Origin of the sequence: Vibrio sp. PID17_43 (assembly GCF_002608565.1) — a bacterium.
Classification (GTDB): Bacteria; Pseudomonadota; Gammaproteobacteria; order Enterobacterales; family Vibrionaceae; genus Vibrio.
Map to the genome: position 1 here is coordinate 12,252 of NZ_LIXM01000008.1, position 12,292 is coordinate 24,543.

Here is a 12,292-nt window from a genome sequence, read left to right on the forward strand (position 1 = left end):
TCGCGACGTAAAAAACACTGTGCACTCTGTCAGATTTAAGCCCAATTGCTTTTCAACAAAACAAGAAGACATCGCCAAATAATACACAGGAGCCATTATGACGATTCCGTTAACGCTTGATGATTTGCAAGCCGGCTGGAAAAAGGTCGCGGCTAATAAAGGGGCTCCGGGTGTAGATGGTGTCAGCGTCCAGACTTACCAACAGGGGGTTGACTCTCGCTTGAAGCGCTTGCTTACCCAGTGGAATTCAGGTGACTTTGTCCCTCACCCTTACAAAGTCGTTACCATTCCTAAATCTGACAATCGCACACGTAAGCTCGCGATACCAACAGTTAGGGATCGCATCCTTCACACCGCTATCGCGACGCAACTGGTGCAGTATTTTGAACCCGAGTTCGAGTCCATCAGTTATGGCTATCGCCCCAATCGATCCTATACCCATGCTATCCGACATATAGAGCAGTTAAGAAACCAAGGTTATTACTTCGTGTTAGATGCCGATATTGAAGGCTACTTCGATAACATCTGCCATGACATCCTCAAACTGATCCTCAATAAATACCTTTCGAATACTTGGACGGATTCTCTGTTGAACTTACTCCTGACTCAGCAAGAAGAGCAATCACAACTCGCCTTCGGTAGAGAAAACGGTATTGGCATTCCACAGGGCTCTCCTATATCGCCTCTGCTTGCGAACTTATATCTTGATGGCTTTGATGAAGCATTGATCGACCGAGGTGAACAAATTATTCGCTACGCCGATGATTTTGTCGTCTTGGTGGCAGACGAGCAAAAAGCACAACGTTGCCTCAATTTTGTGACCCAATACTTAGCCAAATTAAAGTTAAATTTGAACGCTGAAAAAACGAGAGTTGTCTCTTTTGAGCAAGGATTTACCTTTCTTGGAGTCACGTTTCTAGACAATATGGTACTACCACTCAAAGCGCATACCGAAAAATCGCTGGTTAGCCTTGGCAAATATGAGTTTGAACTATCTGAAGATGAAGCAGAACTGATCCGCAGTGATGAAGATCAGAGTTTGAATGCCACACTTTGGCATGCAAGCCTGCCACCCGCGCTACGAAGCTTACAGGCAGCGATTTACGATGACGATAGTTTTGTTGCCACAGAACCGGATATCGAACGGATGAAGCGACTCGCTGTAAACCACATTGCTCGGCTAAAACTGGTCTACTTACATAAACAAGGAGCCGCCGTACACAAAAGTGGCAATCGGCTCAATATCTTTTTCAATGGCAAGCCGCTTTCTTCCATTCCCGCCAATACGATAGATATGATCCTCTGCTTTGGTAGTATTCATCTTACCCACGCTGTGCAACGGTTCTGCTTAACAAATGAAATCACGGTTATCTGGCTAACGCAATCAGGGCAATACTTAGGTTGCTTGGCTGCCCCATACCAAGGCGATCCCAAGTTAACTCAAGCACAAATATACAGCCAAGCCAATAGCGAAGTTAGAATTCAACTCAGTAAGTTTTTCGTACGGAGCAAAATCAATAATAGCCTAGGGGTCATGCGTCGCTTTGGAAGAAAACAACAAAGAGACAAAAGTAGTGAAAAGCAAATCGTAGCCATAAGAGACAGCCTCGACAAGAAAGGCACGCTGCCTAGCATTAGAGGCACTGAAGGCGCGGCTGCCCGAGCATACTTTAGCTGGTATAAGCAGCAGTTTGATGCCGAATGGAACTTTACAACACGCAATCGCCAACCACCTAAAGATCCGATCAACGCGATGCTCTCCTATGGCTATACCCTACTGTTTCATAACTTGAGAGCGTTGCTAGAGGCGCGAGGTCTTTTGCCACATATTGGTTATTTACATGGGGATCAACCCAACCAACCCTCTCTGGTTCTCGATTTAATGGAAGGCTATCGTCCTTGGTTAGTCGATGAACTCATATTACAACTTGCAAGCAAAAAACTTATTACACCAGAACAATTCGCCTACAATTCGTCTGGCTGTTGGCTTAACCGTGATGGGCGCCGAGTATTGATTCAATCATTTGAACAAAAGATGCTTTCAGAACATCAGCATCCCACATTGAAAATTAAGGCTGACGTAAGGCGATTGATGGACATTCAAATTCTTGAGTTTCGGCACCAATTACTCACAGGCCAATGGAGCTTAACTCAACAGAGGATTCGTTAATGAGCGGTGAGCATTTTGTAATTTGCTATGACATCAGTGACAGACGAGCTCGTTATCATGTAGAAAAAGAGCTGCTTGGCTACGGTGAGCGCGTTCAGTATAGCGTGTTTGAGTGTCGATTAAGCCAAGCCGAATTTTTGAGGCTTCGAGCGACCTTAGTGAGCTACATTGCTGATAGCGACAAAATCAATTACTACCGTCTTTGCTCCCACTGCCAGCGAAGACGCCTAACCCAAGGCTCTATGATTGCTTGGCAAAGTACCCCTTATGAATATATTGATGGGTAAGGCGCATAATGATCTGGCTAGTCAGTTTCGACATCAGTGATAATAAACGCCGCAGGCGAGCGGTTAAAACGATACTTGGCTATGGTAACCGAGTACAATACAGCGTATTTGAATGCTTGTTAAGACGGAAAGAACTGCGTCGTTTACAGCGCCAATTGAAGCACATCATCGAACCAACAGATCGAGTGCTGTACTACCCGCTGTGCGGAAAGGATGTATTAACGCGTTATGCTGATGGGCAGGGTGAAGTGCACTGGCCAGATGCATTACACATCATTGATGAATAATACGCTATTTTGAAGCACACCATGAAAAACAATACATTAGTTCATTTTGCACTAATCTAAAATCCACCCACATGATTTAATATGCTACAATGCAACATAATTAGTCAGACATTGACATTTTTGCAGCACAGCCCCCTCAGAGAGCTTGCAACATAAGGGCTGTAGCGACTAGACTATTAAGACTGCCCGGTTTAGACGGGATTAAGACCAGTTCCTCCTAGAACGAAAACCGTAAAGATCAGCTATTAAGACTGCCCGGTTTAGACGGGATTAAGACTTACGCTCGCAACCTGTTTTGACAGTTGTTTTTTCTATTAAGACTGCCCGGTTTAGACGGGATTAAGACCTTGAGTCCGCGTGTAGCACCATGGAGTTTGCAACCTATTAAGACTGCCCGGTTTAGACGGGATTAAGACCACTTCAATTGGGTAGGCTGGATCAAGCCAAACCTCTATTAAGACTGCCCGGTTTAGACGGGATTAAGACACTCAAAAATCAATTCAGAGTAGTGCTCAGGTAGCGGCTATTAAGACTGCCCGGTTTAGACGGGATTAAGACCTATTGCCATCGGACTAAATTCAAACTCAACTTCACTATTAAGACTGCCCGGTTTAGACGGGATTAAGACTATTGTGAAAGTACCGACTCTAATTGAGCAATCAGGCCTATTAAGACTGCCCGGTTTAGACGGGATTAAGACTCATAAAATCACGGTTACGGTAGTCAATGACGCCTATTAAGACTGCCCGGTTTAGACGGGATTAAGACAGATTTGCCGTTGATAGTTGCGTTAAGGATACGCTATTAAGACTGCCCGGTTTAGACGGGATTAAGACGAACGTGCCGTTTTTAATGGCCGTATCCATAGAGACTATTAAGACTGCCCGGTTTAGACGGGATTAAGACACATGGGCAATTGTACATTGTTCAAGTGCTGCCATCTATTAAGACTGCCCGGTTTAGACGGGATTAAGACTATCATAAGCATGTTGGATCTCCTCAGCTATGGAGCTATTAAGACTGCCCGGTTTAGACGGGATTAAGACAGATCTTTTGATGTAGTACAAGACAGATTCTGGCATCTATTAAGACTGCCCGGTTTAGACGGGATTAAGACTTACTATAAGCTTCCTCAAATTTTGTGATACCTCTCTATTAAGACTGCCCGGTTTAGACGGGATTAAGACTTACTGCCTCTGGCAGGTTAATTATCGTTTTCATGATTCTATTAAGACTGCCCGGTTTAGACGGGATTAAGACTGTTAGCAATCTGCTCACAAACCCTTTTCACAACATCTATTAAGACTGCCCGGTTTAGACGGGATTAAGACATACGTTTTTCAAGTTCTGAGTATGAACGCGCTGTTCTATTAAGACTGCCCGGTTTAGACGGGAGGAGGTGTACTAGCTCATCAAACCTTGTTTGCATTTTTCAATTTCTAGGCTAAATTTACTAAACTTATTTCATAAGAAAGCACGTTAAACTGGCCTCCTAGAGTCGGCGTCTAAGGGACGAGCAACAACAAAGGTTAGTGCAGTACAATTTAGGGGGAAGGTAGCAATGCGTTGGTTTGTTTCTCGCCATGTGGGGGCTATCAATTGGATTAAATCGACCAATACCTATATTGATCGCTTTGTTGATCATCTTGATATTGAAGACATCAATGCCGGAGATATTGTGTATGGCACTTTGCCCGTCCATCTTGCGGCAGAGGTCTGCAAGCGTGACGCTCGCTACTTTCATCTTATTCTAGACATGCCAGAACACTTACGAGGCCAAGAATTAGATGCAAAACAGTTGGAAAAAGCGCATGTGAGAATGCAGGAGTTCAATATTCAACCACTTTAAAGATAGGTCTCGAGCTTTGAATATTCTTATATCACCTTACCCCGCTTTAAAAGATAAGCTAGAAAAACAAGGGATCATTATTGACCATGTACACCATCGTTTTTCACCCGAGTCTTACACTAGGTCGGATGTTATTTACGGTCAGTTGAGAGTTGAAGACAGTAGAGTTTTGTCGGAAAAACGTATCCCTTACCTCCATATTACAGCCTCTATACCTAGCAATCTGTCCCCTGATGAAGTCACAATGAAGTACCTCGATGGTATCAATATTGATATCAGTGAGCATCAATTTCAGGATCACGGTATCCCTTTAAGAATCAATATGTTCAATAGGTATAAAGTAATGAAAAAAGTGATCCGGCAAAACTGGCAAAAATGGAAAACCTCTGCTTGGTTGATCTGGCTTTTAACCACTTTATCCTTGGCCTCTTTTGCGTGGTTAGGGGATCTCTTAGCTGGGGAATCTTTATTTCCCTGGTTACCCGAAAACCTAAAGCCAAGCCAAACAGAAACCATTGCAATAGCGCCAACGTTTATCCTATTCGCTGTATATGTCTTTTGTTCGTATTCTTTAATAAAGCTTGGACGCGCATTTTTACCATCACTCCGTAGAGTCAATGTCACCAACAATCCTAAGCCTAAGAAAATCTTGCTGCTGACGGTTTCAAAAATCGAGGGGCTTTCAATTGCGCACGGAGTGGCAATCTATCAAAATCGTCAAAACACGACTATTGAACTCACCGGCTCCATTGAGCAAGATATCACGCTTCTTGACGGCCAGCGTTGGAATGGTACCCAACTACTGAGAGGGTTGAGCAAACATCTTCCCAAGGTTAAGAAAATCATTCTGTTATCGACTGAAGATGTCGGAACCTCTGATGATACTCGAGGAACTCGGCATAAGCTCGATTCAATCACCGAATTCTTGAATCTCTACATCAATCCAGAACATTGCCAGATTAGCGCTTGCCACACGTACTTAGATCCTAATGATGTTGGAGAAACTTATTATCGACTTTCTGAGATACTTGACGATTTAGTCACTAATCAAGGCCTCTCAGAGAAAGATATATGCCTTGACATCACAGGTGGCACGTCCGCAATGAGTGCAGCAGCGGCGCTCGCAACCATACATCGCGATACGAAGTTTCAATATATTAGCACCATTGGTGAGAACGAAATCTATCAGCAAGATTTGCAACTAGCTGCGTCACCAGCTCGTTATAAATAAGGATAATCATGACGACACTCGTCACTTTTATTGGACGAAGCTTTCACAACAGTGATGGCTCTGGGTATAGGAAAACGTCTTACCAATTTCCTGATGGTAGTCTTTCTGAGCCTGTCTCTTACGTAGGTAGAGTTCTTATTGACAAACTTAAGCCTGAGAGAGTAGTCATTATTGGCACACCTGGCAGCATGTGGGATGAGATCTGCTTTAACGAAATCGGGGATGATTTTCATATTGAGCTGCTTGAACATTGCCAACAACATTGTGTCGATAGCAAATTACTGCATAAGTTAGAGTCTAAAATAAATCAACAAAGCTCGATTCCTTACTCGCTTATATTGGTGCCAGATGGTGCGACAGAACATGAACAAGCTGAATTTTTTGCCACATTTACTACGGCCGTGCATCCCAATGAGTCTATCGTTCTGGATGTGACACATGGTTTTCGCTTTATGCCTATTTTGGCATTTTCATCCTTACAATTTTTGCAATTTGTAAAACAGGTAAAAGTCCAAAATTTACTCTACGCGATGTATACCCCAAACCAAGATATCTCATTGATCTTTTCACTACAGCAAAGTATTGAATTGGATAGATGGGTGAATGCACTCAGTCAATACGATCACAGTGGCGACTTAGGCGTATTTACAGAATTGTTACAAGCTCAAGACTGGCCGAAAAGTAAGATAAATCAACTTAAAAAAGGCGCATTTTTTGAACGCACGACAAATTCCAGCATCGCTAAAGCTGCGTTGAGTGATGTTTTAAACGAACCATGGAAAACCACCATTGGTCAGCTTATGTCATCTGAATTCGCAACTAGAATTGAATGGGTGCGCAAAGATGACCGTTCTTCTCGTGAATGTCTGTTGGCCATTCAGTACCTAAAACGTCACGATTATTTACGTGCGGTTATTTATGGCTTCGAAGGACTTGTCAGTCGCCACGCCACTAGCAATGATTATGCAGACAGAGAATGGAGTAAAAATAGTTTAACTGGGCTCTATGGTAACGAGTATAAAGTATTACGTGCACTGCGTAACAATCTTGTTCATGGCGTGCGAACCAAGCCAACCAATACGATGGGCAAGCAAAACCGTGAAATTCATGAACAAGTAAACAAAGCGCTCACTGACAGCGAGATGTTACCAGCGTTGATTGCGTCTCTATTTAAGTCATTAGACATTGGGTAGTGAAAAGGTAATGAGTTAATCACATTGTTTATTGCTGCCACTCTCTAAATAGTGGGTCCTTGCTTTTTTTTTGCATTCTAGTCTTACATTTCAGGGGTTGTTTCGGCAAGAAACCGAATAAACAAGCATTCTCATTTTTAATCGACGACTTTAGACTTATTGCATTCTTGTCGATCATTAAGTGTGAGCGTCTTTTAGAAAACTAAAATTAGTGATAACCCCAACGCAATTGGTCGGGGTTATTCTATTTCTTGAAGCGCAATATCCTCCGTGCATCGCAATATGTTGCGCCACAAGTACTTTCAGCGACAACTCTATTCAGCGGTTAACTCTTTTACACCAATAGCGAAACCCTGCCCTACTTCCACACCATCTTGCATATTATTATATGCACATACGAACAAATCATGGCTGAGGTTAATCGCGCAGTAATCAAACTCGTCAACTGCCGCTATTTCATCCACTTCGATGAGCAACCCATCTTCATTTAGTCCAACTTTAGTTGTCCAAGCGCCATCCCCCATTTCACCTGTATCACTGATATGATCACCTTTAACATTACCTTCAGCATCGAAAACAAGTATATCTATGTGAAATGCAAATTTATTGGCATCCAAATTACCTTCTTGAGGCAACTCGACCGAATTAGCCGAATCAATACAAATCTATAATCGGTATAGGCCACATACAGCCTTAAAATACAAAACGCCCGATGAAGTACATCGAGCATTTTAACTAAAATGTGCTTCCCCATATCAGGACAAGTCACGGTGCTTAAGAACGGTTTTGTCCCCGCGCTGAGTGAACGTCAACCCCAGCTTTGCTTTCTAACCGTCACGAACCTCCTGATAAATGCCTTCCCCAATGGAATGAGGATGAACATCATAGGCTCATACTTTGTGCCGTTAAAAGAGAACTCATACCGTGAGATACTCCTTTATCAACTGATCGTTCAATTGTTTAATATCTCCCTCTGCAACCTGACGACCACGGTCAAGAATACAGAAACGATCGCCCACTTTGCGCGCAAATGGCAGTTTCTGCTCTACCAATAATACTGTCAGTCCCATCTTCTCATTGAGCATGCGAATAATGTCACCAATCTCTTGCACGATATTCGGTTGAATCCCTTCTGTCGGCTCATCAAGGATCAGCAATTTAGGGTTCACAACTAAGGCACGACCGATCGCGAGTTGCTGCTGTTGACCGCCCGACAAGTCACCACCTCGACGATGAAGCATCTCTTTTAACACGGGGAACAAGTCAAAAATAAACGCTGGGATTTTACGATCCCCTTTTGCTCGAATTGGCAATCCAACTTCTAAGTTCTCTTTCACGGTGAGCATAGGGAAGATTTGACGTCCTTGCGGTACATATCCAATCCCTTGTCGTGGACGCTCCTCCACATTCAACTTAAGCAGTGATTGTTCTCCCATCTTAATATCGCCACTTTTCACCTTAACCAAGCCCATAATGCACTGCAACAAAGTCGTTTTACCTACACCATTGCGCCCCATTAGCACGGTACACTTGCCTTCTGGAATGGTCATATCCAAGTCCCACAAGGTGTGGCTCTCGCCATAAAATTGGTTTAGTGATTTGATCTCTAACATCCTATTCTCCGAGATAAACTTGTTTAACTTCTGGATGAGACTGCACTTGTTCCATGCTACCTTCTGCCAGTACATGCCCTTGATGCAAGACCGTCACGTGACTGGCAATCGAACGGACAAAGTCCATATCGTGCTCCACCACTACCACAGAATACTTTCCTGCTAGTGAATTAAGCAGTTCAGAGGTACGATCCATCTCTTGATGTGTCATGCCTGCAACCGGTTCATCCACGAGTAAGAGCTTGGGGTTTTGCATCAAAAGCATACCGATCTCTAGCCACTGCTTTTGACCATGAGAGAGGTTTCCGGCACTGTTGGTCGCTTCATCTTTAAGGTGAATCAGCTCCAACACTGATTCCAACTTGACTCTCTGCTCACCGCTCATGCGGGCAGTGAACGTCCCCCAAACCGAGCGAACGCCCGACATGGAAAGCTCTAAGTTTTGCCACACACTCAAGCACTCAATCACTGTTGGTTTCTGGAACTTACGCCCGATACCCGCATTGGCGATTTCCGCTTCACTCATTTTTAGGAGGTTAATATTTGATCCTAGCCAAACCTTACCGTTGTCAGGCTTTGTTTTGCCAGTGATGATATCCATCATGGTGGTTTTGCCCGCGCCATTCGGCCCGATGACACAGCGTAACTCCCCTTCTCGTATATAGAGGTTAAGGTCATTGAGCGCTTTAAAACCATCAAAACTCTTGTTTACCCCTTCCACATAGAGCAGAACGTTATGCCGCGTATCAATTGCAGGATGAACATCAGGCTTTAGAAAAGAAAACACTTCATCGCGACGCGTGAAGGTCTGATAGCCGACTTTGAAATGCTGAATAGATTGCAGGGCGCTCATGCTGTCACCTCCTTAACTTCACCCTTTTTTGCCTCTTGGTGAGCTTTGGGTTTAGGGTGAAATCGCATACGAATCGCCGCTGTAAGGTCGCTAACGAAACCAATCACACCTTTCGGGAAATACATCGTAGAAAGAACAAAAATACCGCCAAGTGCAAACAACCATACTTCCGGGAATTCCACCGTGAACCAACTTTTGGTGTAGTTGATGATCAGCGCCCCAACAATGGCTCCAAACAAAGTTGCACGCCCCCCGAGAGCAACCCATACCACCACTTCTATCGAGTTGAGTGGGGCAAACTCTCCCGGGTTAATAATGCCCACTTGAGGAACATAAAGCGCCCCTGCAAGTCCGGCAATCACAGCAGAAAGCACAAATACCCAAAGTTTGATGCCATCAACGTCGTACCCCATAAAACGCGTCCGTGATTCGGAATCTCGGATCGCTAAAGCCACTCGACCTAGGCGGCTCGTCACAACCATTCGGCACACGATGTAACTGAGTATCAAGACCACACCAGTGATCACAAACAGAGCCAGTTTAGTGCTGTCACTTTGCAAGCTAAACCCAAGGATGTCTTTAAAGTCTGTAAGACCGTTATTCCCACCAAAGCCCATCTCATTGCGGAAAAATGCCAACATTAAGGCGTAAGTCAGTGCCTGAGTCATGATAGAAAGGTAAACCCCTGAAACACGTGAGCGGAAAGCTAGATAGCCAAAAAAGTACGCTAGTGCACCGGGAACTAACGCCACCATGGCACAGGCAAACCAGAACTGGTCGAAGCCTTGCCAAAACCACGGTAACTCTTGCCAGTTTAGAAACACCATGAAATCCGGCAAAATCGGGTCACCATAAACGCCACGATCACCGATTTGACGCATTAAATACATGCCCATAGCATAACCACCAATGGCAAAGAAAGCGCCATGGCCCAAACTTAATATACCGAGATAGCCCCAGACTAAATCAAGTGCCAGCGCCAGCATGGCATAGCTAAGGTACTTCCCCATCAACGAGACTGTAAACGTCTCGACGTGTAATGGATGTCCACTAGGTAGTAGGGTGTTAGCAAGCGGAACAAAGATAACAGCAGCTAGGATTGCCAATAGGGTCACTTGCCCACCTCGGTCGCCTCGCATTGCTGAAAGAACAAAAGATTTCGACTGCATATTGTTTTCCTTAACTTTCAGCCGTACGACCACGTTCAGGGAAAAGTCCTCGTGGGCGTTTTTGAATAAATAGAATGATGAAAATCAACACTAAAATCTTCGCCAGTACAGCCCCTGCCCATGGCTCAAGTACTTTATTGAACAAGCCTAGGCTCAATCCAGCGACTAAGGTTCCCCATAAATTGCCCACACCGCCAAACACCACCACCATGAACGAATCAATGATGTAAGCCTGTCCCATATTTGGCCCCACGTTGGTTAATTGAGAGAGGGCCACACCTGCGACACCGGCAACCCCTGAGCCCAAACCAAAGGTCATGGCATCGACCCGTTCAGAGCGGATCCCCATCGCACGGGCCATACCTCGATTTTGAGACACAGCACGAACCTGCAATCCAAGCGACGTTTTTTTGAGCACCATCAACAATCCCCAGAACACTAAGGCACAGAACAATATGATGTATAAGCGGTTATAAGTCAGTGACAGCATCGGGTTGATTTCTAACGCACCCGACATCCAATCCGGAGTGCTAACCGAGCGGTTTAAAGGAGAGAAGATAGAGCGCACCGCTTGCTGCAAGATCAAGCTGATACCAAAAGTAGCTAAAAGGGTTTCTAACGGGCGTCCGTATAAGTGGCGAATCACGCTACGTTCAATCGCGATACCGACAAAGCCTGAAACAATGAACGCCATCGGAATAGAGAGCAGCAGCGCATAGCCGATGTGGTTGGGCATTAACTGCTGCATCACGTAAGTGGTGTAAGCGCCAATCATAATTAACTCCCCATGCGCCATATTAATCACGCCCATCACACCAAACGTAATAGCCAAGCCAATCCCCGCGAGTACGAGTACGGAACCAAGACTGAGACCAAAGAAGATGGTTTCTGCCCCTGCATAAAACGATTGGGATTGCTGATAACGTGTCAGCGCCAGATTGGCGGAACTCTCAATCTCAACTGGTGGCTCACTGGCTAAAATACGATTTATCGTTTGAGCCACAATAGGAAACTTGTAGTCACCCAAGGTTTCAATCGCAACCACACGCTCTAACTCGCTGCGGCTCGCATCTTGAGCAACATCGATAGCCAGTGCAAGCTCAATAATTTCGGCGACTTTGCTGTCTCTTTCGACCGGCAAACGGGAGTATAATGCATTCAGTAGTTCATCATCATTGGTACCTAGCAAAGTCATCACCGCCTCATAGCGAACGCTCGCTTCAGCGCTGTTGATCCCCAGCGAGGCGAGCTCAGTGCGGATCTCTTTGCGTAATCGGTTATTTACTCTGACTTTCTTGAACTGACGATTATTTTCAATCGTCAGAGATTCATTTCCCCAAGCGGACGTTGCCTGTTTTGCAGACTTCAGGTTGTCGACAACATACAGCGCTTGGTGATTTTCGGCGAACTTGTCACTGAAGTAGTAAAGATTGCCATCGAGCCAAGCGTTAAGGACTCGCTTTGCGATTTCCGCGTTTTGCGCTTCTACTAACCACTCAATAGCTTGTAATTTTTGACTGGTACTCTTTCCGATAAGAGCATCACTAAAACTCTCTTTTCCGGTCACGGCCGCCCAACTAACGTTTACTAAAAGCAGCATCAATAGCACTGCTTTAAACACATTTTTCATGACTTTCGTC

General features: G+C 44.7%; 10 protein-coding genes, 2 pseudogenes and 1 CRISPR repeat array. Of the genes and pseudogenes, 7 read left to right on the forward strand and 5 right to left on the reverse strand.

Annotated features, from left to right (window positions below):
* Positions 1 to 97: 97 nt before the first annotated feature.
* From cas1 to csx2, 6 genes are all read left to right on the forward strand, one after another.
* Positions 98 to 2,170 carry a CRISPR-associated endonuclease Cas1 gene (gene cas1 / locus AK965_RS07090; protein ID WP_099078969.1) on the forward strand — a complete coding sequence of 691 codons (2,073 nt, stop codon included), beginning with the start codon at positions 98 to 100 and terminating at the stop codon, positions 2,168 to 2,170.
* Entirely contained in the window at positions 2,170 to 2,457 is a 288-nt protein-coding gene (cas2, locus tag AK965_RS07095; RefSeq protein WP_172438099.1) for a CRISPR-associated endonuclease Cas2, read from the forward strand. The genes cas1 and cas2 (AK965_RS07095) overlap by 1 nt, the downstream gene beginning before the upstream one ends.
* An 8-nt stretch (positions 2,458 to 2,465) precedes the next feature.
* Positions 2,466 to 2,744: a CRISPR-associated endonuclease Cas2 gene (gene cas2, locus AK965_RS07100; protein ID WP_099078971.1), complete on the forward strand. Its 279-nt coding sequence runs from the start codon at positions 2,466 to 2,468 to the stop codon at positions 2,742 to 2,744.
* 173 nt (positions 2,745 to 2,917) lie between these two features.
* A CRISPR array of direct repeats spans positions 2,918 to 4,146; the repeat unit is 35 nt; unit sequence CTATTAAGACTGCCCGGTTTAGACGGGATTAAGAC.
* Positions 4,147 to 4,305: 159 nt separating this feature from the next.
* On the forward strand, positions 4,306 to 4,593 hold the full coding sequence (gene csx16, locus AK965_RS07105; RefSeq protein WP_099078972.1) for a CRISPR-associated protein Csx16: 288 nt from the start codon (positions 4,306 to 4,308) through the stop codon (positions 4,591 to 4,593).
* A 16-nt stretch (positions 4,594 to 4,609) separates the two neighbouring features.
* Positions 4,610 to 5,824 (forward strand): hypothetical protein, encoded by a 1,215-nt coding sequence (locus AK965_RS07110; protein ID WP_099078973.1) that lies wholly within the window; start codon positions 4,610 to 4,612, stop codon positions 5,822 to 5,824.
* A gap of 8 nt (positions 5,825 to 5,832) precedes the next feature.
* Positions 5,833 to 7,017, forward strand: coding sequence for a TIGR02221 family CRISPR-associated protein (csx2, locus tag AK965_RS07115; RefSeq protein WP_099078974.1), 1,185 nt, complete (start codon positions 5,833 to 5,835; stop codon positions 7,015 to 7,017).
* A gap of 314 nt (positions 7,018 to 7,331) precedes the next feature.
* Here the strand turns inward: csx2 and AK965_RS07120 are convergent, their stop codons facing one another.
* Positions 7,332 to 7,634, reverse strand: coding sequence for a hypothetical protein (locus AK965_RS07120; protein WP_099078975.1), 303 nt, complete (start codon positions 7,632 to 7,634; stop codon positions 7,332 to 7,334).
* A gap of 28 nt (positions 7,635 to 7,662) precedes the next feature.
* Here AK965_RS07120 and AK965_RS20900 point away from each other — a divergent pair.
* Positions 7,663 to 7,752, forward strand: a pseudogene (locus AK965_RS20900) (hypothetical protein); the annotation flags it as partial.
* A gap of 182 nt (positions 7,753 to 7,934) precedes the next feature.
* On the opposite strand, the gene urtE reads toward AK965_RS20900, so the two are convergent.
* From urtE to urtB, 4 genes and pseudogenes are all read right to left on the reverse strand, one after another.
* Entirely contained in the window at positions 7,935 to 8,630 is a 696-nt protein-coding gene (gene urtE, locus AK965_RS07125) for an urea ABC transporter ATP-binding subunit UrtE (protein WP_099078976.1), read from the reverse strand.
* Between the two features lies 1 nt (position 8,631).
* Entirely contained in the window at positions 8,632 to 9,483 is an 852-nt protein-coding gene (gene urtD, locus AK965_RS07130; protein WP_099078977.1) for an urea ABC transporter ATP-binding protein UrtD, read from the reverse strand.
* An 86-nt stretch (positions 9,484 to 9,569) separates the two neighbouring features.
* Positions 9,570 to 10,652, reverse strand: a pseudogene (urtC, locus tag AK965_RS07135) (urea ABC transporter permease subunit UrtC); the annotation flags it as partial.
* Positions 10,653 to 10,662: 10 nt separating this feature from the next.
* Positions 10,663 to 12,282, reverse strand: a complete 1,620-nt coding sequence (gene urtB, locus AK965_RS07140) for an urea ABC transporter permease subunit UrtB (protein ID WP_099078978.1) — start codon at positions 12,280 to 12,282, stop codon at positions 10,663 to 10,665.
* Positions 12,283 to 12,292 lie beyond the last annotated feature (10 nt).

Excerpts from the sequence above, each read along its gene's own strand:
- urtE (WP_099078976.1), bottom strand. The coding sequence starts at position 8,630 with ATGTTAGAGATCAAATCACTAAACCAATTTTATGGCGAGAGCCACACC.
- cas2 (WP_172438099.1), top strand. The coding sequence starts at position 2,170 with ATGAGCGGTGAGCATTTTGTAATTTGCTATGACATCAGTGACAGACGA.
- csx16 (WP_099078972.1), top strand. The coding sequence starts at position 4,306 with ATGCGTTGGTTTGTTTCTCGCCATGTGGGGGCTATCAATTGGATTAAA.
- urtD (WP_099078977.1), bottom strand. The coding sequence starts at position 9,483 with ATGAGCGCCCTGCAATCTATTCAGCATTTCAAAGTCGGCTATCAGACC.
- urtB (WP_099078978.1), bottom strand. The coding sequence starts at position 12,282 with ATGAAAAATGTGTTTAAAGCAGTGCTATTGATGCTGCTTTTAGTAAAC.
- csx2 (WP_099078974.1), top strand. The coding sequence starts at position 5,833 with ATGACGACACTCGTCACTTTTATTGGACGAAGCTTTCACAACAGTGAT.
- cas2 (WP_099078971.1), top strand. The coding sequence starts at position 2,466 with ATGATCTGGCTAGTCAGTTTCGACATCAGTGATAATAAACGCCGCAGG.
- cas1 (WP_099078969.1), top strand. The coding sequence starts at position 98 with ATGACGATTCCGTTAACGCTTGATGATTTGCAAGCCGGCTGGAAAAAG.